At 40.8% G+C, this 24,833-nt stretch carries 18 protein-coding genes; 1 reads left to right on the forward strand and 17 read right to left on the reverse strand.

Going from position 1 to position 24,833, the window contains the following annotated elements; all coding sequences use genetic code 11:
- Positions 1–36 precede the first annotated feature (36 nt).
- From gltB to OD757_RS11415, 9 genes are all read right to left on the reverse strand, one after another.
- Positions 37–4,512 (reverse strand): glutamate synthase large subunit, encoded by a 4,476-nt coding sequence (gene gltB / locus OD757_RS11375; RefSeq protein ID WP_263031934.1) that lies wholly within the window; start codon positions 4,510–4,512, stop codon positions 37–39.
- Between the two features lie 461 nt (positions 4,513–4,973).
- On the reverse strand, positions 4,974–5,855 hold the full coding sequence (locus tag OD757_RS11380; RefSeq protein WP_263031935.1) for a hypothetical protein: 882 nt from the start codon (positions 5,853–5,855) through the stop codon (positions 4,974–4,976).
- Positions 5,856–5,871: 16 nt separating this feature from the next.
- A complete protein-coding gene (aroB, locus tag OD757_RS11385) occupies positions 5,872–6,954 on the reverse strand; it encodes a 3-dehydroquinate synthase (protein ID WP_263031936.1) in 1,083 nt (360 codons plus the stop codon).
- A 28-nt stretch (positions 6,955–6,982) separates the two neighbouring features.
- Entirely contained in the window at positions 6,983–7,552 is a 570-nt protein-coding gene (gene aroK, locus OD757_RS11390; RefSeq protein WP_004789808.1) for a shikimate kinase AroK, read from the reverse strand.
- Positions 7,553–7,563: 11 nt separating this feature from the next.
- Positions 7,564–9,729, reverse strand: coding sequence for a type IV pilus secretin PilQ family protein (gene pilQ, locus OD757_RS11395; protein ID WP_263031937.1), 2,166 nt, complete (start codon positions 9,727–9,729; stop codon positions 7,564–7,566).
- A 62-nt stretch (positions 9,730–9,791) separates the two neighbouring features.
- The gene (locus OD757_RS11400; protein ID WP_009391937.1) at positions 9,792–10,319 is read right to left on the reverse strand and encodes a pilus assembly protein PilP; all 528 of its coding nucleotides are present in this window, start codon (positions 10,317–10,319) and stop codon (positions 9,792–9,794) included.
- A 10-nt stretch (positions 10,320–10,329) separates the two neighbouring features.
- A complete protein-coding gene (locus tag OD757_RS11405; RefSeq protein WP_263031938.1) occupies positions 10,330–11,079 on the reverse strand; it encodes a type 4a pilus biogenesis protein PilO in 750 nt (249 codons plus the stop codon).
- On the reverse strand, positions 11,076–11,717 hold the full coding sequence (locus tag OD757_RS11410; protein ID WP_263031939.1) for a PilN domain-containing protein: 642 nt from the start codon (positions 11,715–11,717) through the stop codon (positions 11,076–11,078). The genes OD757_RS11405 and OD757_RS11410 overlap by 4 nt, the downstream gene beginning before the upstream one ends.
- Entirely contained in the window at positions 11,717–12,775 is a 1,059-nt protein-coding gene (locus OD757_RS11415; protein ID WP_263031940.1) for a pilus assembly protein PilM, read from the reverse strand. Before OD757_RS11415 ends, OD757_RS11410 begins: the two co-directional genes overlap by 1 nt.
- A gap of 161 nt (positions 12,776–12,936) precedes the next feature.
- Between OD757_RS11415 and ponA the strand changes: the two genes are divergently transcribed.
- The gene (ponA, locus tag OD757_RS11420) at positions 12,937–15,498 is read left to right on the forward strand and encodes a penicillin-binding protein PBP1a (RefSeq protein WP_263031941.1); all 2,562 of its coding nucleotides are present in this window, start codon (positions 12,937–12,939) and stop codon (positions 15,496–15,498) included.
- Between the two features lie 48 nt (positions 15,499–15,546).
- Here ponA and OD757_RS11425 read toward each other — a convergent pair whose 3' ends face one another.
- The 8 genes from OD757_RS11425 to OD757_RS11460 all read right to left on the reverse strand — a co-directional run bounded on the left by OD757_RS11425 (position 15,547) and on the right by OD757_RS11460 (position 24,781).
- Positions 15,547–16,365, reverse strand: coding sequence for a putative RNA methyltransferase (locus OD757_RS11425; protein ID WP_263031942.1), 819 nt, complete (start codon positions 16,363–16,365; stop codon positions 15,547–15,549).
- 52 nt (positions 16,366–16,417) lie between these two features.
- The gene (mraY, locus tag OD757_RS11430; RefSeq protein ID WP_009391943.1) at positions 16,418–17,536 is read right to left on the reverse strand and encodes a phospho-N-acetylmuramoyl-pentapeptide-transferase; all 1,119 of its coding nucleotides are present in this window, start codon (positions 17,534–17,536) and stop codon (positions 16,418–16,420) included.
- Positions 17,537–18,937: a UDP-N-acetylmuramoyl-tripeptide--D-alanyl-D-alanine ligase gene (locus OD757_RS11435; protein ID WP_263031943.1), complete on the reverse strand. Its 1,401-nt coding sequence runs from the start codon at positions 18,935–18,937 to the stop codon at positions 17,537–17,539. It abuts the gene before it with no gap.
- A gap of 8 nt (positions 18,938–18,945) precedes the next feature.
- A complete protein-coding gene (locus OD757_RS11440) occupies positions 18,946–20,445 on the reverse strand; it encodes a UDP-N-acetylmuramoyl-L-alanyl-D-glutamate--2,6-diaminopimelate ligase (protein WP_263031944.1) in 1,500 nt (499 codons plus the stop codon).
- A 3-nt stretch (positions 20,446–20,448) separates the two neighbouring features.
- On the reverse strand, positions 20,449–22,281 hold the full coding sequence (gene ftsI / locus OD757_RS11445; RefSeq protein ID WP_009391985.1) for a penicillin-binding protein PBP3: 1,833 nt from the start codon (positions 22,279–22,281) through the stop codon (positions 20,449–20,451).
- A gap of 11 nt (positions 22,282–22,292) precedes the next feature.
- The gene (gene ftsL, locus OD757_RS11450) at positions 22,293–22,625 is read right to left on the reverse strand and encodes a cell division protein FtsL (RefSeq protein ID WP_004789835.1); all 333 of its coding nucleotides are present in this window, start codon (positions 22,623–22,625) and stop codon (positions 22,293–22,295) included.
- Entirely contained in the window at positions 22,625–23,548 is a 924-nt protein-coding gene (gene rsmH / locus OD757_RS11455) for a 16S rRNA (cytosine(1402)-N(4))-methyltransferase RsmH (RefSeq protein ID WP_263031945.1), read from the reverse strand. The genes ftsL and rsmH overlap by 1 nt, the downstream gene beginning before the upstream one ends.
- Positions 23,549–23,779: 231 nt before the next feature.
- The gene (locus OD757_RS11460) at positions 23,780–24,781 is read right to left on the reverse strand and encodes a sulfate ABC transporter substrate-binding protein (protein ID WP_263031946.1); all 1,002 of its coding nucleotides are present in this window, start codon (positions 24,779–24,781) and stop codon (positions 23,780–23,782) included.
- Between the last annotated feature and the right edge of the window lie 52 nt (positions 24,782–24,833).

Genomic DNA, 24,833 nt, shown 5'->3' on the forward strand with positions numbered 1-24,833 from the left:
TTGCCCGCACCTGCCTATGTCTTTGCAGTCGTGGAATTATTGTGGGTCAGCTTGTGTTGTTTTCAAAAGCGTTTGCAAATTAGCAGCTTTTGGTTTCACAAGCCAGAATTTACGGCTGTAGAAATCGAACTCATTGCGGATTTTATAAGCCCAAGCACTACCAGTTTCTTTGATATGCTCATCGATAATACGCAACAAGAACTCTTTATGATCTTCCATAGATTCTGTTGAAATACGATTTAAATCAATCAATTCGTGGTTGTAGTAATCTACGAAGTCATTATCAAGGTCAAGTACATAAGCAAAACCACCGGTCATGCCCGCACCAAAGTTATGGCCTACTTTACCAAGTACAGTCACAACACCACCTGTCATATATTCACAACAGTGATCACCAGCACCTTCGATTACAGCAAATGCGCCAGAGTTACGAACTGCAAAACGCTCACCCGCTGTACCTGCTGCAAAAAGCTTACCGCCAGTTGCACCATACAAACAGGTATTACCAATAATTGCTGTGTTTTGGGTTTGGAAAGGTGAACCTTGTGGTGGGAAAATCGAAATACGACCACCAGCCATACCTTTACCTACATAGTCGTTTGCATCACCTTCAAGACGGATGTGTAAACCACCAGCATTCCAAACACCAAGTGACTGACCAGCAGTACCCGTTAAGTTCATCACTACTGGGTGTACTTCCATGCCTAAGTTGCCATAGCGGCGAGCGATTTCACCTGATACACGAGCACCGATCGAACGGTCACAGTTCACAACAGTAAAGTTGAACTGACCGCCTGCACTTGATTCAATTGCTGGAAGCATTTCTGCAACCATTCTCTCAGCCAATACGCCTTTATCAAATGGTGCATTGCCTTGTACTTCACAGTACTGCGCTTTACCTTCAGCAGAAGGATGAGAAGTTAACAATGCGCTTAAATCAAGATGAGCATGTTTTTCAGTTTCACCCGGTAATACTTCAAGTAAATCAACACGACCGATTAAGTCTTTCAATGAAGACACACCTAACGCTGCCAACCATTCACGAGTTTCTTCCGCGATAAAGTGGAAGAAATTAATGAGCATTTCTGGCTCGCCAATGTAGTGCTCTTGACGTAAGTGATCTTGCTGAGTTGCAACACCGGTTGCACAGTTGTTTAAGTGACAAATACGGAGGTATTTACAACCTAACGCAATCATTGGTGTTGAACCAAAGCCAAAGCTCTCAGCACCTAAAATTGCTGCCTTGATCACATCAAGACCAGTTTTTAAACCGCCATCAGTTTGTACGCGTACTTTGCCACGTAAGTCATTAACTCGAAGTGCTTGATGCGCCTCGCTTAAACCTAACTCCCATGGGGAACCCGCATGGTGAATTGATGAAAGTGGAGATGCAGCAGTACCACCGTCATAACCAGAAATGGTAATGAAGTCTGCATATGCCTTCGCAACACCAGCTGCAATTGTTCCTACACCCGGCTCAGATACTAACTTCACAGATACCATTGCTTGCGGGTTAACTTGTTTCAAGTCAAAAATTAACTGAGACAAATCTTCAATTGAATAAATATCGTGGTGCGGTGGAGGTGAAATCAGTGTTACACCTGGCACTGAGTAACGTAAACGTGCAATTAAACCATTTACTTTACCACCTGGTAACTGACCGCCCTCACCCGGTTTTGCACCTTGAGCAACTTTAATCTGCAATACTTCAGCAGAAGTGAGGTATGCCGGAGTTACACCAAAACGACCAGATGCGATTTGTTTGATTTTCGAGTTACGAATTGTGCCGTAACGAACAGGATCTTCACCACCCTCACCAGAGTTTGAACGACCACCAATCGTGTTCATCGCAATTGCAATTGCTTCATGTGCCTCTGGAGAAAGAGCACCTAAAGACATACCAGCCGAATCAAAACGCGGCAAGATATCTTCAACTGATTCAACTTGCTCAAGTGGAATTGAATTCGTTGTTTTTAATTTAAACAAGTCACGAATAGTTGCCACTGGACGGTTATTCACCAGCTCAGCATATTCTTTAAAATGTTCGTATTTACCAGAGCGAACCGCTTTGTGTAATGAGTTAATCACATCCGGGTTGAACGCGTGATACTCTTTATCAAATACGAATTTAAGCAGACCACCTTGATCAATTGGTTTACGATTTGACCATGCGGTAGCCGCTAATTTTTTCTGGTCTTTTTCAAGATCAGCAAATGTTGCGCCTTGAATACGACTTGGAACACCCAAGAAGCACTGATCTACTACTTCAGACGATAAACCCACTGCTTCAAATAGCTGACCACCACGATACGAAGCAACTGTAGAGATACCCATTTTTGAAAGAACTTTTAATAAGCCTTTCTCGATACCTTTACGGAAGTTCGCTTGAGCATGGATTGGATCACCTAAAAGCTCACCTTTAGCGATCAAATCATTAATCACGTCATATGCAAGGTATGGGTAAACTGCTGTTGCACCGAAACCAAGTAATACCGCAAATTGATGCGGATCACGTGCGAAACCAGTTTCAACCAAGATGTTTGCATCAGTACGCAAACCAGTTTTAATGAGGTGATGGTGTACCGCACCTGTTGCAAGTGCTGCATTTGCAGGCAAGAAACCTTGGCGAATATTTTTATCAGTTAAAACAATTAAAGTTTTACCATCACGAACAGCTTGTGCCGCTTCTTCGCAAATACGTGTAATCGCTGCTTGTAAACCTTCTTCTTCAGCATAGTTCAAATTGATATCAACAGACTCATAGCCTGTACGATCAATACTACGGATTTGCTGTATTTTTGAGTTAGACAGAACAGGGCTCGAAATAATGATTCGATCTGCGTGCTCTGGGCCCTGCTCAAATACATTTTGCTCACGACCCAAACAGGTTTCGAGCGACATAACAATCGATTCACGTAGCGGATCAATTGGCGGGTTTGTTACTTGCGCAAATTGTTGACGGAAATAATCAGTCACATGGCGTACTTGACGAGACAATACAGCCATTGGCGTATCATCACCCATAGATCCTACAGCTTCTTGTCCGCTTTCAGCAATAGGACGCAACAACTGGTCGCGCTCTTCAAATGTCACCATAAACATTTTTTGAGCTGCTTTTAAAGCATCGCCAGTTAAACCTTGATCAACTAATTGTTCTTCAAGTTCTGGGTTTGCATTTAAGCGAATTGCATGATCACGTAACCATTCACGGTACGGACGCATATTTTTAAGATGTGTATTCACATCTTTCGTATCAAGTACTTTGCCAGTTAAAGTATCAACTACCAAAATTTGGCCTGGTCCTACACGACCTTTAGAAACCACATCTTCAGGCTCATAACCCCATACACCAATTTCGGATGCTAAGGTAATGTAGTCATTTTTAGTAATTACCCAACGTGCAGGACGCAAACCATTACGGTCAAGCATACAAATCGCATGACGACCATCTTGAATAACTAATCCCGCAGGACCATCCCAAGCTTCCATATGCTTAGAGTTAAACTCATAGAATGCGCGTAAGTCTGCATCTAAAGTTTCAACGTTCTGCCAAGCTGGTGGCACGAGCATGCGCAGTGCACGGAATAAATCCATACCCCCACCCACCAAGATCTCAAGCATATTATCTAAGCTTGATGAGTCTGAACCCGTACGGTTCACGATTGGGTTAAGCTCAGTTAAACCTGGTAGCAATGAGTTTTCAAATTTAGGCGTACGTGCCAAAGCCCAGTTACGGTTGGCTGTAATAGTGTTAATTTCACCATTATGCGCAAGATAACGGAAAGGCTGAGCCAACGGCCAACGCGGTAAAGTGTTAGTAGAGAAGCGTTGATGGAATACAACGATGTGTGATTTTAAACGTTCATCTGCTAAATCTGTATAGAACTCAGCAATCGCAGCCGGCATCATCAAGCCTTTATAGCTGATTACTGTCGAACAAAGCGTAGTCACATAGAATGACGGATCATTTTGTAATTGTTGTTCTGCACGGCGACGTGCCAAAAATAGTTTACGGTTAAACTCAACTTCGGTTACACCCATTGGACAGTTCACAATGACCTGTTCAAAAGCAGGTAAAGATTGAAGCGCAATCTCACCTAATGCATCGTTATTTGTAGGGACTACACGCCAAGCCAGTACGCGTAAGCCTTCTGCCTCAATTTCTTTAGTTAAAATATTTTTAGAATGTTGCGCTAATGCCGGATCAATATTTAAAAATACAGTACCCACAGCAAAAACTTCGCTCAGTGTAATATCACTCAGTTTTTTTGCTTCATCACGGAAAAATTGCTTTGGCATCGCCAACAATAAGCCGCAACCATCTCCCGTCTTGCCATCTGCGGCAATACCACCACGGTGCGTCATGCAACTTAAACTGTGAATAGCGGTTTCTACAAGATGATGACTTGATTCGCCCTTCATATGGGCAATCAGTCCAAAACCACAGTTATCCTTAAACTCATCAGGTTGATATAAACCTTGAGCGGGAGCTACAGTATTAGGCGATGGCATGTGCATAGCGTACCCTTCTTTCAATAAGGCTCTTTCGAGCGTCAAACAAACAACTTATTTCTGCGATATTGCCTATGGACGATAGTTAGCTCAATGTTTCGCAAAAAAAAATTTTGGGCTGATAAGCCAATATACGCTGTTCCATTTTTACGTACACTGGTTTTTGCTAGAAAAATGTTTTGACTTATTTCGCACTCTTTTAAAGCAGTTCGACCCCACGACTCTGCATAGAATTCACTCTTTAGAGCGCCAAAATAGTTAGCAGTACATTAATAAGCACAAGAATAAAGCAAAAACTATGCCAATATGATTTTTATTACTTAAGTGTTTATATTTCTTAAAAATAGAGCGTTTTTATTCAGGTTATCATTTTAATAAATGACCAAATATGCACCACACTTGGTCAAAAAGTGTATATATCCTCTATTAGCGCACTATATTTGTGCAAATTATTCTTATTATTAGTTCCCTCTTGTGCCCTCATTTGTGGCATTTTTTGGAGAAGCTTCAGTTGCACGATTTTGTTGAGTCCTTTTAGCAGTGTCAGCTGCAGAATTAGACTGGTGTACATCCACAACATTTCCTTCAGCATCTCGACGAATAATAGTTGTCCGAGTTGTAGAATTTGTTGCTGGGGCAACCGTTTTAGGTTGTGTACTGATAGCCCCATTTACACCTGCGCCCATAAGCAAAGATTCATCTATTTTAGGCAATGGAGCTGGACGTAAACGCACTTCATAAGTTTGGCTAATTCCACCTTTCATTTCATCCGCACCCAAGTCATTGACTAAAGGTACATAAGTTGAAAATTGTTGTGGCTGCGGCTTAATTGATTCAGGTAAATCAAGATTCAGTTGTGTTAACTGCTGAATCGCATCTTCAGAACGTTTAAATACACCATATGTCAAAACATATTGTTCAGATTGCTTATCTCCACTTAAGCGGAAATAAATAAATTTATTTCGGTCTGAACGACTCTTTAAAAAGTTTTTAATAATATCTTCATCAGATGCACGGAACAGCTCAAGCGTCCACTGTTTCTTATTTTCGTTAATAAATTTTGTACCACGGAATTCTGCTTCATGTTGACCAGATACAACAGTCCGCGTCGTTAAATCAAGAGGCCTAACTTCATCAGCCAAAGCCCCTAAGTTAGCCGTTGTTGCCACTTTTTCTGGCTGAATTTGTACTGGTGTTTCTGAATCGGCTGCTTTTTCTACTTCGACAAGCTTTTTACTATCAGTCATTACCCAGAAAAGAAAAGCCAGAAACAAGCAGACGATACCACCCACCAACCAGATATATTGTTGAACATTCTGCCAAAGTGTACGTGATACAGTCATGTGTTACCTTAATTTATTATCCGTGTTGATTTGCCAAAATAGCTTGTTTCATGAGTTCAACATCAAAGTCTTTAGTAATTACCGCTTGTCCAAGTTGCTTTAACAACACTAAGCGTAATTGACCATTGAGGACTTTTTTATCATGTGCCATATATCCAAGGAATTCATCCAATGGAATTTTTGGACATGATATCGGCAAATTAGCGCGTTGAATAATTTTTTTTGTACGCTCTACATCATCGCTTGAAATCCAGCCTAAACGCTGTGATAAATCAGCTGCCATCACCATACCGGTAGCCACCGCTTCGCCGTGCAACCAAGTACCGTAACCAAGGTAAGATTCAATCGCATGACCAAACGTATGACCTAGGTTGAGCAAAGCTCTCTCGCCTTGCTCTTTTTCATCGTTTGCAACAATACGGGCTTTATGAGCGCATGAACGATAAACAGCTTCTGCTAAAAGATGAGCATCTCGTCCAATCAACCCATCCATATTCTGTTCTAACCAAACTAGAAAATCAGCGTCGCCTAACAAAGCATATTTAATAACTTCCGATAATCCAGCAGACAACTCTCGATCAGACAAAGTGTTAAGTTGAGCCATATCAGCCAAAACAACTTGAGGCTGCTGAAATGCGCCAAGCATATTTTTACCCAGTGGATGATTAATTCCAGTTTTACCACCTACACTTGAATCTACTTGTGAAAGAAGTGTGGTCGGAACCTGAACAAAATATACACCACGCTGGAAACACGCTGAGGCAAAGCCAGCCATATCACCAATAACACCGCCACCTAAAGCCAGAACCGTACAATCTCGGTTAAAACCAGCTTCAAGTAATGCATCAAAAATTAAATTTAAATGTTGAATATCTTTATATTTTTCACCATCCGGCAAAATACAAGTCGCTACCGTTTTACCTAAACTTTTTAACGCTTCTTGATAGTGAGATAAATATAAAGGAGCTACCGTTTCGTTACTTACAATCATGACCTGTTGACCATGAATATAAGGCTCAAGCAACTGCTTAGGATCAAGTTGACTGCCAATAAAAATAGGGTAACGGCGTTCGCCTAATTCAACATGTAAAGTTTGCATGAGTTTATTAAACCACGAGTAAGTTTGGCTATTTTAGCGTGTTAGACAAAATAAGTTGCAAAATCTTTTGAGCAAGATCGCGTGCAGCACCCTGATTGGTTTCAATCGTGTAATGAGCAACTTCACGATATAAAGGATCACGTATTTTTAACAAATCTCGTAATTTTTGTTCAGGGTTTTCAACTTGTAATAGAGGTCTGTTTTTATCACGATAAGTTCGTTGTAATTGTAGTTCCACGGGAGTGTAAAGATAAACAACTATACCGCGCTGTTTTAGAAACTCACGATTAGGGGCTTGAGTAATCGCACCTCCCCCTGTGGCTAAGACCAGAGCCTTACGGGAAGTCAACTCATTCAACACGATGGTTTCACGAGCACGAAATCCGAATTCCCCTTCTTTTTCAAAAATCCAAGGAATAGTAGCGCCTGTTTTGCGTTCAATTTCATGATCACTATCTAGAAATTCACGCCCTAATATTTCGGCTAAATGACGTCCAACGGTTGTTTTTCCTGCCCCCATGGGCCCTACCAAATAAATATTTGGCAGGGTTTCAAACGCTTTGCTTGGCAAGGCGCCACCTATTTCAATTGCTTTCATTAAAAAATATATTAATGATTTCTCACCAAAGTGTCATTAACAATTCGTGGCGTAACGAAAATCAGTAACTCTTGTTTATCATCAGATTTCACATCTTTTCTAAATAAATGCCCAAGTACAGGAATATCACCAAAGAAAGGAACCTTGGTTTGTGAGTTAGATGTGGTCTGCTCAAACACCCCTCCTAAAATGACTGTTTCACCGTTATTGACCAATACATTAGTGTTAATCTGATTTTTATTTAAAATTAACTCTCCATTAGGTGCAGCCCCCGCAACGGAATCTTTTGAAATGTCTAATTTCATTTGAATTTTACCGTCAGGTGTAATACTTGGAGTAACATCTAAACTTAAAAGTGCATCTTTAAATGATGTGCTTGCCGTTGAACCCGCAGCAGAATTAGTCGTGGTTTGATAAGGAACTTGTTGACCAGTTGCAACTTTCGCCGATTGTTTATCTGCTGTCATCACTTTAGGCGTAGAAATAACCTCACCATAGCCATCGGCTTGTAATGCAGAAAGTTCAAGATCAAGCATAAAATCAGACATACTAATCAAACCAAAGGCAATACTTCCAGCCGGATTGGTTACACCTAAATCGACATTCAAGTTATCTGGACGTTCAATCGTATATTTATAGCCACCCGTGTTACTGTCTTTTTCTGGCTTTCGCAAATTCCATAAGGTTGTTTCACTACCACCAACCAGTAAGTTATTATTATTGGTAATCCCTTGGGATAATATGCCCCATTTAACACCAAGTTCTTTGGTGAAAGATGTAGATGCTCTAACGATACGCGCCTCAACCATGACCTGTTTAACTTGCACATCCAATAAATCAATCATTTTACGAATTTGATCAATCGACTGAGCCGTATCGTTAATAATTAAGGTATTGGTACGATCATCTTGAGTAATCGTTCCACGCGGACTTAATAAACTTCCTACGTTATTACCCAAACTATCAACACCCGTATTTAAATTAGTAGATGTTGAGGTTCCACCACCAGATGTACTTTGTAAACCATTGCTATTGTTTGAGCCCTTTGTAACTAAGCTCATAATATCCTGAGCTCGCGCATATTTAAGTTGAATATATTCAGTTTGCAATGGGGCCAGTTTGACACTCTGTGCGACAGCTTTTGCTTCTTCTTCTTCAGCCTTAATCAATTCTGTAACAGGAGCAATCCAAATGACGTTACCATTTCTGCGTTTATCCAGGTTTTTAGTCTTTAAAATAATATCAAGCGCCTGATCCCACGGAACATCTTTTAAGCGCAAAGTAATATTACCCTGAACGCTGTCAGCCGCAACCATATTAATGCCTGTAAAGTCGGCAAGTAATTGTAGAACTCTGCGAACTTCAATATCTTGAAAATCGAGTGAAAGTTTATTACCAGAATAATTTGGCGTCTTATATAAAGAAGTTACATTTTTATCCTGAGGACGCTTTAAGCTAATGGTCAATTTATTTTCCGCTTGATAAGCCATATATTCATAGCTACCAGTGGATTGAATCGTAATAACGCCATTGCCTTTTTCGTTATAAGACTCGATTGTTGAAACAGGAGTCGCAAAATCATTTACATTTAAGCGTTTAGCTAAATGTGTAGGAATTTTAGAGCCTAATGTTCTTACTACAACTTTACTGCCTTGCTGTTGCACATCAACAGGCGTATTACTGCCCAATAAATCAATAACAATCAGTCCTTCGCCTTGACCACCGCGTTGAAAGCCAATATTTGAAACACCTTGGGGTTGTATCGTACTTGTTGGTAAAGGTTTAATCGTAGCTTGAGCTGAATTAATCTTTAAAATAAAAGTATTGCCTTCAATGCGTGTTGTGAACGCACCTGCTTCTTTTAAATTTACAGTTAAACGTGAGCGCTGATCGTCAGAGCTTACATCGACTGAGCTTGCTTCATTTGTACCAATTGCCACTTTTGACTGCGTTAAAGTCTGTTGAGCTTTATTAAAATCCAAAATCAAACGTGAAGGATTTTCAAGTTGATATGCCTGTGGTTGCGGCGGCAAACCATTAAACATAACTCTAATTTCCGTACCCTGACCTGCAATTTGTGTCGGTACAATATTGGTCATGCTGACCTGTGCAGATGCAACCTGCATAAGTGCAATGGTTACAGCCCCCATAGAAAACTGACGGAATACGTGATTCATTGTCTGACCATCCCCAATTAAATAATCTTTAAAAATACTTTTTCTTTGTTATTCCCTAAATTTTAGGGTGCGGGCCCAATTAACACTAAGGTTCTTGGTCTCTCCACATAGCCTTCACGCCCATCAGGGACAATTTCTACTAGATCAATCTGAGTTGGACCAATATGGGTAATACGCCCTTGATTCATCCCGATATAGTTCCCTACCTGTACTCGCTCAATTTGCTGATCAGGCGATTGGATAAGAGCCAGCACTTGCCCACGGTTGTTACGTATGCTTCCTTTCATGTTTAAGGATTCTAATGCATAACTTTCTAGTGGCTGAGGTGCACGTGAGAAATTCGGATATACCCGTTTTCCTGCCATAATTTTGAGCTCAGCTGCAAGTGAGCTTGGTAAAAATGGGCTCTTTAACTGATGAGCCGCATAATTAAATTGTGGCACAGGCGTAAAAACAGGTGCTGGATCTATCGGCTGTGGTGGCTGATTACGTATATTGGCCATTTGCTGATTTACAGCATCAATCCTCGAGTCACATCCAACTAAAACTAAACATGCCAAAATAGAAAGAGAAATTTGCTTAAGTTTCATTGTAATGCTCCTATTTCGACTGTGTATTAGCAGTAGAGGAAACAGGTGCTACTGAGGCCGAAGCGTTATTTTCCGGATGTTCAGCATTTTCTACGGCGCCCATATAGCGATAAGTTTTTGCTTTAATAGAATAATTAAGTACAGGAATATCTGACTTACTCTCTTTAACAGGTGCAGCTTCTACAACAAAGTCATGCATTGTCACAATACGTGGTAATGCCGCAATACTACTGACAAAAGCACCAAAAGCATGATAATCGCCAGTTGCTTCCATCGTAATAGGTTGTTCAATAAAAATTTCCTGCTTCACTTCATCTTCTAAACGGATATTTTTAAATTTCAGACCAGAGTTCACTCCAGTTAAGTTGATATCTTCAACCAAGCTTGGAATTTCGGTTTCTTTTGGCAATTGTTCTAATTGCTGATTAAAGTTTGCTTGCATCTCTTGAAGTTGAAGCTGATATTGCTGCAAGTTACGTAATTTTGAATCTTTTTCTCGAAATTCATTTAACAAATTAATTTCTTGCGCCTGTGCATTATCAATCGCTTGTAGCTTTGGCTGAATAACAACAAAATAGCCCAAAGCCAACACAGCAAAGAAAATAAAAATCCAGCACGTAATTTTCACAGATATTGGCCAGCTACCATAACTGTTCATATCTAGTGTGTTAAATTGCTGAAGAAATTTCTCTAAAGTAATCTGTTTTTTCTTAGATGGAGCTTGCTCTAACGACAACTCATGAAGTTCATCCAGACTCATTTAACCACCCCCTTATCCGTACTTACAGACGTATTGGCGGTATCATCTGTTGTAGTCACCCCCACTTCGCCCAAATCAACAGTCACAACAAAACTTCCATAACTATCTTCCACTCTAGGAAGTAGTGAACTCGCGGTTTTATCTTTTTTCTCTTCAGTCGCTAAAAAAGAGTTCATAAAAGCGTTGCGATACCATGGTGATGCTTCGAGATTACGTAATAACTCTGCAACCGTATTTGGACTTTCTGCTTTACCTTCAATGGTAAATTTATCCCCAGTTCGGCTAAATTTAGTTAAATACATCGCTGCCGGAGTCACCCGTACCAACTCATCTACCAAACGCACCACAACAGGACGCTGACTTTGCAGTCCCTGAATAAGTTTCATACGTTCGATAATGGCGTCGCGCTGTTCTTGCAAACCATTTAAAGTTTTAAGCTGCTGATCTAGCCCCTGATTTGTACTGGTGATGAGTTGATTAGCTTGTTCTTGATCATTTAATTTTTGATTCAAATAAAACCACCCAGAAAATACAGTGGTGATCCCCAAAACAACGACCCCAAAACATAAAATAATAAATTGTTTTTTACGTTGCTCCCTAAGCTCATCACGCCAAGGGAGTAAATTAATTGTTGCCATTAATCAAAACTCCTTAAAGCCAAGCCACACGCCACCATTAATGATGAGGCATCATTTTCAATTTTTTGAATGTCGACTTGAGGAGAAAAACCCATTTGTAAAAACGGATTGGCAATGGTCACACGGTAACCAAGTTTTTGCTGCAATAATTTGGCAAGCCCAGGAATATTGGCATTCCCGCCCGCTAGTAAAATATGGTCTATTTCATTGAACTGTGAGGAAGAGAAGAAAAATTGTAGAGATCTGGCTGCTTGCTGCACGACCGCATCTAAAAATGGCTCTAAAACTTCGATGTCATAGTCATCTGGTAAAGAGCGCTCTTTTTTAGCTCGTCCTGCTTCTTCTAAAGACAAACCATAACGACTTTGAATTTCCAAAGTAAGCTGTTTGCCACCAAAGACTTGTTCACGGGTATAAATGATTTTGCCATTTTGCATAACCGATAATGTGGTCATGGTATGGCCGATATCTAAAATACCAATAGTATTTGCACCCATGGGCAAACTATCAGCAAATACACTAAAAGCACGCTCGACAGCATAACTTTCGACATCAGCAAGCTTAGGCGTTAAATCCACCAGTTCCAGTACTTCTACTCGTGTTTCAACATTTTCTGTTCGTGTTGCCACTAAAAGAACATTTACACGGTTTGGATTAGGCAGTCGATCTGGTAAAACCTCAAAATCCAGACTCACTTCATCCAAAGGGAACGGTATATACTGCTCCGCATCTAATCGAATCTGAACTTCTCGTTCATCATCATTCATATCCGCATCCATTTCGATGGTTTTATGAATAACCGTCGATGTTGGAACCGCAATTGCAGTGTTACTGGTTTGGGGATTTGCTAAATTCATCGCCCGCTCCAAAGCTTCTGCAACTGCCTCTGGATTCAAGATATTTTTTTCAACTACACTGTTCTCGGGTAAAGGCATCAAAGCATAGCTTTCCACCCAATATTTACCGTTCTTAACAGAGAGCTCTAACAACTTAACAGAAGTCGAACTAATATCGACACCCATTAACCCCTTATTCGGTTTACGATATAACCTGAGCACACTATTGTCCTATTATTTTTTTATCCCCAAAAAAAATTACAAACCAATAATCTAGGTCTTTATTTTTACACGGATACAATATCTCATCTAACAATCCGCATGTCTAAAGGCTATACTGACCACAATTAGTTTGTATTCGATCTTATTAAAGCTTACTTATCATGAAAAAGCTATCCAGTTTGGGCTTCGTGCGTCCAATTTTTTTGATCATTATTATTATCTTAGTCTCACTTCCGATGGGCTTTTATGGCATGTATCTCTATATCGCCCCATCGCTCCCCGAAATGAGTTCACTAAAGAAAGCTCCGCTTTTAAAACCACTACAGGTCTATACATCAGATAATCAACTGATTGCAGAGTATGGTGGTAAGCTTTCTATTCCGGTTGAATACAAACAAATTCCTCCTGCTTTTATTCATGCATTTTTAGCAGCAGAAGACTCTTCTTTCTTTGAACATAGCGGGATTAGTTTTAAAGGTTTAGGGCGTGCTTTAAGTGAAAGTGTGACTGGTTCTGATGTGCAAACTGGTGGTTCGACCATTACCATGCAGGTTGCCAAGAATTATTATTTGAGCCCAGAAAGAACATTAAAACGTAAAATAACCGAAATCTTTTTGGCTCGAAAAATTGAGCAGAATTTAACTAAAGAAGAAATTCTCAGTCTTTATGTGAACAAAATCTTCTTAGGAAAAAATGCCTACGGTATCGCAGCAGCAGCCAAAATTTATTACAACAAAAGTATTAATGAGCTGAGCATTGCTCAAATGGCAATGATCGCAGGTTTGCCAAAAGCTCCTTCTAAATACAACCCAGTGGTTAATCCAGAGCGTGCACTTGAACGACGTAACTGGATTTTAGGTCGTATGTTACAGCTGGGTTATATCTCTCAAGCAGAATATCAAAAAGCTGTAGCTGAACCGATTAACCTCAATATGCCCAATCGGGAACTAAATAATATTCACCCGTATGCAGGCGAAATGGTTCGTTCAGAACTAGTCAAGCATTTTGGCGAACAAGCAATTGACTCGGGTTATAAAGTCTATACAACCATCAATGCTAAACGCCAAGCGATTGCAGAAAAATCTGTGCAAGATGGCCTTGAAGCTTATGACCGTCGTCATGGCTGGCGCGGTGCAGAAGCGCATGACAAACCATTAAGTGAATTTAGAGCATATGCCAACACCTATCCTGCACAAGTCACCAAGGTAAATAGCAGCTCTTTTGACGCATTAATGCAAGATGGCACAACAGTTACTGTACAGTGGTCAGGTATGTCATGGGCCCGTCCCTATCGCAATGCAAATAGTGTAGGTGGTGCCCCTTCCCGTGCCTCTCAAATTGTTAAAGTTAAAGATATTGTTCGTTTACGTCCAAATGATGCAAAAACAGCATGGTCTTTAGTTCAGGTTCCAAAAGTTCAAGGCCAACTTATTGCAATTAACCCAAATGATGGCTCAATTGAAGCAATTGTAGGTGGGTATAACTTCTATCAATCGAAATTTAACCGTGCCTTGCAAGGCTGGCGCCAACCAGGTTCTACAATTAAGCCTTTCCTCTATGCTTTAGCATTAGAAAGAGGTATGACACCATATAGCATGGTGAATGATAGTCCAATTACGATTGGCAAATGGACACCGCGAAACTCTGATGGGCGTTACTTAGGTATGATCCCATTACGTCGTGCTTTATATTTGTCTCGTAATACCGTATCAGTAAGACTTCTACAAACTGTAGGGATTGAACGTACTCGCCAATTATTTATGGATTTTGGTTTACAAGAAGATCAAATTCCACGTAACTACACCATTGCCTTAGGTACTCCTCAAGTATTACCAATTCAAATGGCAACCGGTTATGCAACATTTGCAAATGGCGGTTACCGCGTGCAACCGCATTTCATTCAACGTATTGAAGATGCTTACGGCAAAGTCATTTATGAAGCCAAACCAGAATACGCATGTATTCCATGTATTAATGCACCTGACACAACAGATAATGAGCAAAAAACTACAACGACTGATGATGAAGTCATCGAGGTTACGAATAAAGATGTAGAGCAGAAGGAAAAGGCCGCTCAGCAGCTTAATCTTAAACAGACTGATAAAAACAACAGTCAATATCGCCAAGCTCAACGTATCTTAAAATCAAGCTCTGCTTATGATATGGCGAACATCTTGCGTGATGTAATTGAGCATGGTACAGGTCGTGCTGCACTTAAAATTGGCCGTAGTGATTTAGGTGGTAAAACAGGTACTACGAATGATGCAAAAGATGCATGGTTTGCAGGCTTTAACGGCAAGTTAGTGACTGTAGCATGGGTTGGATTTGACCAACCGACTACGCTTGGCCGCCGTGAATATGGTGGTATTGCAGCATTACCGATCTGGATTAACTTTATGGGTCAAGCATTGCAAGGTACGCCAGCAGCGTGGGTTCGTTTAGATAAAGATGCTCAAGGCCCTATTTCTCGTGACAAACAACAAACCGTTACTGAAGTAGGTGATAAGAAAACTTATCGTGCAGCTCCACCATTAGCGCTTCCGCTCTATCGCCCAGCACCACCGCAACCAAAACTGAGTAATGACAATGACTTCTCTGATTTACCGGGTGAAGAAATTGTTATTCCATCTAAGGCTGCGCCTCCTACCATGCGACCTTCACAGGAAACCGCACCGAAGCGAGAAAAAGATGAATTGGAAAATCTGATTAATCAGATTGAATAGCAAAAAAGCCATCGTATGATGGCTTTTTTGCGCTTCTAAAATAGATCGTTAAATGGTTTCTTTTATGCGTTTCTGAAAGACATAAATTTGAAAAGATGCCGTTACCTCTAATTGTGACTGCTGCTCTAACTGCGAACGGCGCTCAGGAGAAGCTTTATACGCATAAGGCGTCATAGCAATCAGATTTTTCAAGGCCTGTTGATCAAGCACAAAGGGTGCATTAATAATTTGCTCTTGCTTGAGTTCAAACAAATCTTGTAACTGCTCTACAAACTTTTCTGGTGTGTGAGGGTTAACCTGCTCAAATAAAGCCTCACGCATTGCATATAAATGTTCAGAGGCTGGCGTGACGACAATTAAATAGCCTTCATTTTTTAAAACACGTGCAATTTCTGCTTGTGGAATTGGGCTGAACAAGCTAGTACATGCATCCATGCTCTGATCAAGCACAGGTAAAGTCGCTCCTGTTCCCACAACCCAAGTTACTTCAGTATTAAGCTTTGCTGCACGCTGTACTGCATTTTTTGCGATATCAACACCGACACATTGCTTAACGACTTGCTGCATGGCACTTGTGTAATAGCCTTCGCCACACCCAATATCAAGTACGTTTTTTATGCCTAGCTGTTTTAACAAAGCGACTACAGCATGTTGTAAAGGCTGATAATACCCCCCTTGTAAGAAAGCTCGTCGCGCGTCGACTGACTCTGGTGTGTCTCCAGGGTTTTTACTATGTTTATGCTGCACAACATGTAAGTTCACATAACCTTGTTTAGCGACATCATAACTATGTCCTTTTTCGCATCGCCAAGTTTTATCCATTAGATCTAAAGGCTGACGGCAAACAGGACACATCAATACGCTCATGTTTTTCTCTCAATAAAAAAGCCGGCAATGCCGGCTCTAGTTAAAACCTTTCTTAACGCAATTTTAAAGTCATTAGACCTAAAACTACTAATATAATTGTAATAATCCAAAAACGGATCACAACTTGGGTTTCTTTCCAGCCCTGCTTTTCATAGTGATGATGCAATGGCGCCATTAAGAACACGCGTTTATTACGCATCCGTAGCGATCCAATTTGCAGGAATACTGATACTGCCTCCATTACAAACACACCACCCATAATCGCAAATACGATTTCTTGGCGTACCATAACAGCAATTGTTCCCAGCATCGCACCTAAAGCTAACGCGCCAACATCGCCCATAAAGATTTGAGCAGGATGTGCGTTATACCAAAGAAATGCCAAACCTGCACCAATCATGGCAGAACAGATCACAACAAGCTCAGAGGTATATTTCACATATGGAATATGCAAATAGTTAGCAAAACGAATGTCACCTGACAAGTAAGCAAATACACCTAGACCAGTGGCCACCATTACAACAGGCATGATTGCTAAACCATCTAAACCATCAGTTAAGTTAACCGCGTTAGAGGCACCATTAATGACCAGATAAGTAAATACAATAAATGCCAAGCCTAACGGAACAATTGAGAGTGGAATTGAAAGATTCTTAAAGAATGGAATCAATAAATCCAGCATGTTTGCTGTGTAGGCTTCGTTAGATTGTTGGGTCGCAATTAAATATAAAGCAATACCGGCACCAAGTGATGCAACAGAGGTCCAGAAAAACTTCTTACGGGCAGGTAAACCTGCATTGTCTTTATAGCGAATTTTAATCCAGTCATCGGCCCAGCCTACAGCACCGAATACGACCATTACACCAAGCACAATCCAGACATAAGGGTTAGATAAATCTGCCCAAAGTAAAGTACTAATACCAATTGAAAGCAGAATTAAAATCCCGCCCATGGTTGGTGTACCCATCTTTTTAGCATGATTCTCAGGAGCAAATGAACTTACTGCCTGACCGTACTTTAACGCTTGTAATTTACGAATCATGATCGGTCCGAGGACCAAACCAATGGTCAGTGAAGTTAATACACTGAGTAAAGAACGTAATGTTAAATAACGAACGACCTGAAACGAACTGTGATAGCCCGCAAGTTGTTCAAACAACCATAACAGCATTTAAAGTTTCTCCATCAAATCAGCCATCAACGTTTCCATATGTGTAAAGCGAGAACCTTTAAACAGGAAACTCATGGACTGTGGTTGATGTGTTTGGATTAGATTGATTAGAAATGGAAGCGCCTCAGCTTGTGTCTGAAATGCTTTCACTTTATTGGAATGAGAGTCTGCACCCTCGAGAGCGGCTGAAGCAAACTGCCCAACTGCAATAATATAATCTAAAGGAAGCCCGGCAAGATCACGGCCTAAATCGTGATGTTCTTGCCAACTGCTATCTCCCAACTCACCAATATCACCCATGACCATCACTTTTATGCCTTGTTGCTGCAACAATACTTGTGCAGCAGCGCGCATAGAACTCGGATTGGCATTGTAAGTATCATCAATAAATAAGTAAGGAGATTTTTGAATAAAGTTCAGACGCCCTTTAGCACCGTGAGCTTGCTCTAAGCCTTGAACAATATCTTCAAGCCCAATCCCAAGCGCTAAGGCAAAGGCTACAGCCGCAGTTGCATTTTGAACATTATGCTCACCGGCAAAAGAGAGCTTAACTGCACTGCTGCCTTGAGGCGTATGTAGGATAAAATTTGTTGATTGAGGCAATAATTCAATATCTGTTGCATACACATCGCCACCTACACCAAATGTAGAGATACGATGCGCTTTTGCAGCTTCAAGAATCTCAGCAGTGAAGTCATCTTGTTGCGGAACGATTGCAACGCCATCTGGCAAAATATGTCCATAAATTTCTGATTTAGCGCGGCAAATACCTTCACGCCCGCCAAACTCACCTAAATGAGCAGTCCCAATATTCAAAATGCCTGCAACATGCGGCTGAACTAATTTAGAAGTATAGTCAATTTCACCTTGATGGCTTGCACCCAATTCCATTACAGCAAACTGATGCTCTTTTCTCAGTTCAAGCAACATCATGGGCACACCGAGGTCATTGTTTAAATTACCACGGGTGATTAATGTCGGAGCTAAGCGCGATAATATACTTCCCAACATTTCTTTAGTTGTGGTTTTACCGCTACTGCCTGTTAAAGCAATCACTTTTAACTGTGTGTTTTGCTCACGACGATAAGCGCCGAGTTGCCCCAAAGCCAAGCGAGTATCGGTAACAACCAACTGTGCAATATCGACATCTAAAGGGCGTTCAACAATTGCGATTTGACAACCATTCGCTGCAACCTGAGCTACAAAGTTGTGTGCATCAAAACGTTCACCCTTAAGTGCTAAAAAAACATCCCCAGTTTCTGCATGACGTGAGTCCGTCAAAATACGTTTAATTTCAGTTTGAGGGATTTGGTCTTTATGCCAATAGCCCTGCGTTGCCTGTTGTAATTGTTGAGCTGTCCACGGTTCCAAAGGCACGGTACTGGTGGTTGAAGTATGCATAAATAGTCCTATTGTGCAGGGTAAGCAGCGTCTACGGTATGGTGCTGTGCAGCAATTGCTGATTGTACTTCGACAACATCATCAAACCAGTGGCGCACACCATTAATTTCTTGATAATTTTCATGGCCTTTACCAGCAATAACCACAATATCACCAGCTTGAGCTTGCTGTGCAACAAATTTAATTGCTGCACGGCGATCATGAATTTCCTGCATGCGATGCCCAGAGAAATCAATTCCTTGCTTCATATCAGCAAAAATTTGTTCGGGATCTTCAGTTCTTGGATTATCTGAAGTCAGAATAATCGGATTCGCCCCATCCAAAGCTGCTTGAGTCATTAGTGGACGTTTACCACGGTCACGGTCCCCACCACATCCGAATACTGCCCAAAGCTGATTAGAAACATGACGTTTTAAAGTTTTAAGTACCTGAATCAACGCATCAGGTGTATGTGCATAATCCACAACAAATAAACGTTCGCCATCACGAATAACCTGCATTCGTCCTGGCGCACCAATAAGCTTAGGAACAAAAGTAACTAAAGCTTCTAAATCAAAACCTGCTTGCTCAGCAGCAATAAGTGCTGCAATCAGGTTTTCAACATTGAAATGTCCCAATAATGGACTTTGAACAGCAAAAGAACCTTGCTGACTGACTAAATTAAAAGTCGCCCCTGCCAAACTGTAACTTAAATCACTAATATAATAATCAGCCGTATTTTGTGTAAGTGAATACGTCAGAATCTTTGGCTGAGCAGGATTTTGTTTTGCTGCATTTATCATTAGTGCAGCATGTTCGTCATCAAGATTAATAACAGCTACTTTTAGAGATTTGAAACGGAATAAAAGCGCCTTTGCTTCTGCGTATGCCTCTAAAGTGCCATGATAATCAAGATGATCGCGGCTTAGATTACTATAAACAGCAATATCAATCGCACAACCATTTAAACGCCCCTGCTCTAAACCATGTGAGCTTGCTTCCAAAGACGCAAAAGTTGCACCTTGTTTAGCATAATCATGCAACGCATTTTGTAGCTGCAAAGCATCAAGCGTAGTATGAGTTGATGGCGTTAAGTCAGGCAAAATACCATTACCTGTTGTGCCCATCACGGCACAGCGCTGTTGTTGTGAACTAATTAATTCAGCAACTAAACGTGAAATCGTCGTTTTACCGTTTGTGCCTGTTACTGCAACAATACGTGCTGGTGTAACAGGATCTATATGTTGTAAATAACGCTCTTGCCATTCACCCATACGTTGACGCACATCAGGGCATACCCATTCATTTGCAACACCTAATTCGGTTTCGCTAATAACAGCCAACGCTCCATTTGCTAAAGCTGCTTCAGCAAATGTACGCGTTTTTTCAGGCTGGCTATAACTTGTCAAAGCAATAAAGATTTGGCCTGACTCAACCTTACGGCTGTCTAAACTAAAGCCATGAAAAGGCTGTTTAGACCACTGTGCATCAATCTCGGCTGGATTGAGTTCTTGAAAAGAAACAGACATAGCTTACCTGCGAATAGGATTTACTGAAGTATCAAGGGGCTTATCAAGCGGCACATTCATTAAACGCAATGACTCTTGCATAATGCGTGCAAAAACAGGGGCAGCAACCAAACCACCGTAATAACGGCCTTGCGGATTTTCAACAACGACAATAACAGCTAAACGCGGGTCACTAATTGGAGCTACACCAGCAAATAAAGCACGGTATTCATTATTTGAATAACCCTTGCGGTCTGCACGAAGTTTATGAGCTGTACCTGTTTTACCACCCACACGATAACCCGGGATATTAGCTTGCTTTGCAGTACCGCCAGGCATCGTAACCTGCTCTAGCATGAGCAAAACCTGATCGGCAATTTTTGGAGCAAGAACTTGCTCACCTTTAGGTGGCTGATCTAACTTATGTAGACTTAAAGGCATCTTCTGTCCATGATTTGCAAGCATTGCATAGCCTTGCGCTAACTGAAGAATAGTCGCGTTTAAGCCATAACCATAAGCCATGGTACCAATTTGGGAAGAGTTTAATTTACTTACCGGAAGCACTAAGCCTGAGCTTTCACCTGGAAATTTCACAGCCGAACGCTTACCAAAACCAGCACGATTAAAGAAGCTTGGCAGTGTTTCTTTCGGCAGTGACAATGCAATTTTTGCAGAACCTACGTTTGAGGACTTAATAATCACGCCACTTACGGTTAAAGCACCATAATTATGGGTATCACGAATCGTATGCCAACCTAAACGCATTGAGCCTGGGGAAGTGTTTACAATTGTATTAGGCGTATATTGACCAGTTTCTAATGCAGAAGAAATTGTAAATGGCTTCATGGTTGAACCCGGCTCGAACATATCAATCGCACCGCGGTTACGCATGGCATCTTTATTAGATAGCCCGTTTTTATCATTCGGGTTATATGACGGCCAACTGGTCATTGCCAGAATTTCACCTGTCTTAACATCAACAGCAATTGCTGTTGCCGAGCGGGCATTATTTGCAACACCAGCTGCGGTCAGCTCTCGATACATAATGTATTGCAAACGAGAGTCGATACTTAAAGTGATATTTTCGCCTGGTTCACCCTCACGAATAACCTCTGAAACTTTTAAGCGGTTCCCGCGCTTATCACGAATAATTTTTTGCTCACCATCCACACCCGACAGTTGTTTATTGAGCTGCATTTCCAAACCTTCAATCCCTTGGCCTTCACTGTTGGTTAAACCAATAATCTGGGCATTTGGCTGTGGTTGAGGATAATAACGTTTATATGTTTTTTCGGCATATACCCCTTGAAAGTTACCTTTCATAATGAGGTCAGCCTGTTGCGGTGGGATTTCTTTTTTCAGAACCAAATAACGAGAACGTGGACGTGCATTCATCTGTTTTTTTAGATCGGCACGATCTAAACCAACGACATCCGCCAACTCATCAAGATTCAAGTTTTTATCGGGTAATTGTCTTTTTAATTTACGATTATTCGGATCTTTCTTTAATTCCGCTGTAATTTGGTCATATAAGTGCTTGGTATCGAAATAATCACGTGGATCCATTACGATTTTCATGATCGGTGTACTAATGGCCAAAGGTACACCATGGCGATCACTAATCACGCCACGCATGGCTTCTATGCGCTCAGTACGCAAAATATTGGCATTGGCCTTGTTTTGTAAAAAATCTTTATTAATTACTTGTACATAAAATGCACGTGCAATTAAAACAACAAAACAGAGCAACACTACTGCCCAGAGCAGATAAAACCGCCACATATCAAAGGCAAGAGTTGGTTTTTCCGAAATAGACTGCTGTTTTTTCCGTGTTTGTTTTGTTCGCTTATCTACCATACAGCAAGGCCTTACTTATTTTGCTCTGAGGTCATTGGTAAAGAAATTACCACCGTTTCTGCAGCCGGTGGCGAAAACATCCGTAGCTGAGTTACAGCACGCGTACCAATCTGTGCCGTTGCACCAAAGGTTTGTTGCTCAATAAGCAAACGCCCCCATTCAGCATTGAGATCATCTCGTTCACGCATATAAGAGCTAAGCTCTCTATAATCATGACGATATTCAAATACTTGAAATACCACCATCATGGCGCTTATAAAAACAAGCGCCACCAATACTGTATACACCACAACTTTTTTCACCACTTTGTTTTCTGTGGTTGCGATTTCATCACTGCTTTTCATTACGCGCCTTTTTCTTCCAAGCGTTCAGCAACCCGAAGCCATGCACTACGTGACCGAGGGTTCGCTTTTACTTCTTCTTCGCTCGCACGAACCCGTGAAATTTTCTTCAATCTTCTCGTATCTACCCGCTGCTCAGGCATTCCCCAACCAAAATCTTCTGCTAACGTAGATTCTTTTTGAATAAACTGCTTAATCAGTCGGTCTTCAAGAGAATGGAAACTAATAACAGACAAACGTCCTTCTGGTTTGAGTAAGTCTACAGCTTGCGGCAAAAACACTTCAATATCTTCGAGTTCTTTATTAATAGCAATTCGAATAGCCTGAAATGTACGTGTCGCTGGATGTTTATGTTTTTCCCATTTTGGATGAGCTGTTTTAACAATTTCCGCCAATTGAGCGGTTGTATCTAGTTTTCCAGCGTTTTTAATGGCTTTAGCAATACGTCGACTATAACGCTCTTCACCATATTGATAAATAATATTTGCTAATTGTTCTTCTTCAATTTCAAGTAACCACTCAGCTGCAGTTAGACCCTTAGAGTTATCCATTCGCATGTCTAACGGGCCATCTTGCATGAAACTAAAACCACGCTCTGCCTGATCAAGTTGAGGAGATGACACCCCTAGATCGGCCATAATGCCATCAACGCTCATTACGCCAATTTCCTGCATCTTCTCTTTAATATCAGCAAAACTGGCATGAATGATGGTAAATCTTGGATCTTCTTGTGCCAAAGCAGTAGCAACTTCCAATGCTTGAGGATCTTTATCAAATGCATACACTCGTGCATTTTCATCAAGTTTAGAGAGCAATAAACGTGTATGCCCACCTCGTCCGAAGGTTGCATCGATATACACCCCTGTTGTGCGATCTGCCAATAAGCTCTCAACGGTCTCAAAAAGTAAGACAGAAATATGCGACATAGGTGTTAAATCATTGCGTAAAAATGTAACTGCACATTATCACCTTGTTTATGACCAACGCCAAACGGCTTTTTGTAGGAAAATATTAATTTTTCATAGATAAAACCGTTTTGTTAGCATTTTTTAAGCAAAAAAAGAAAGCAAGCTCACTTTTTTAAGTTTGCTTACTTTCTTTATGAATATTTACCCTTTAAGTTTTCTTTTTTGACTCGTGTTTTTAAATCATTTTATTTACTGCTTACCATCATAAATTTGATCAAAGACAGCCCCATTAGCAAAGTGAGTTTTTTGGGCTTTAGCCCAGCCGCCAAAAACATCATTAATAGTAAATAATTTAATTTTTGGGAATTGTGCTGCATATTTAGCGGCCACTTGAGCATTACGTGGTCGGAAATAATGTTTAGCAGCCAGCTCTTGCCCTAAGGGTGAATATAAAAAGTTCAAATAACCTTTTGCTAAAGTTCGATTACCATCTTTATCTACGGTTTTATCTACAATCGCGACGGATGGCTCTGCCAAAATTGAAATTGAGGGATAAACGATTTCATATTTATCTTTATCAAGCCCTTTAGTTGCCAATAAAGCTTCGTTTTCCCATGATAATAAAACGTCACCAATTCCACGCTCAGCAAATGTGGTTAGCGAACCACGCGCTCCCGAATCAAGTACTTTTACATTGTGATAAAGTTTTTTAACTAACTCACGAGCTTTAGCATCATTCCCACCAGGTTGTTTTAGGGCATAGCCCCATGCAGATAAATAAATCCAACGAGGCGCTCCCCCTGTTTTAGGATTAGGGGTGATAATTTCAACACCTGGTTTTGTTAAATCATTCCAATCACGTATATTTTTTGGATTACCTTTTCGTACTAGAAATACAACAGTAGAAGTATAAGGTGCAGAATTATTTGGGAATTCTTTTTGCCAATTCGGCTGGATAAAACCCGCTTTCACAATCTCATCAATATCATTTGCTAACGCTAACGTTACAACATCAGCTTCCAGTCCTGTAGCTACCGCTCGGGCTTGTTTGCCCGACCCACCATGTGACTGTTTAAATTCAACATCCTGTCCTGTGCGCTGCTTCCAAAACTTACCAAAAGCCTGATTATATTCTTGATAAAATTCACGGGTAGGATCATAAGAAACATTTAAAAAAGAGGTAGCCGCCTGAGCTGCTGTTACGGCCATTCCCAAATACACAGCTACAGCCATTATTGATATTTTTTTCATTTACAAAATCCATCATTGGTTTTAGTTTTACTATATTTTTAATTTTATAATT

It is taken from the genome of Acinetobacter sp. AYS6, from assembly GCF_025630795.1.
Lineage (GTDB): Bacteria > Pseudomonadota > Gammaproteobacteria > Pseudomonadales > Moraxellaceae > Acinetobacter.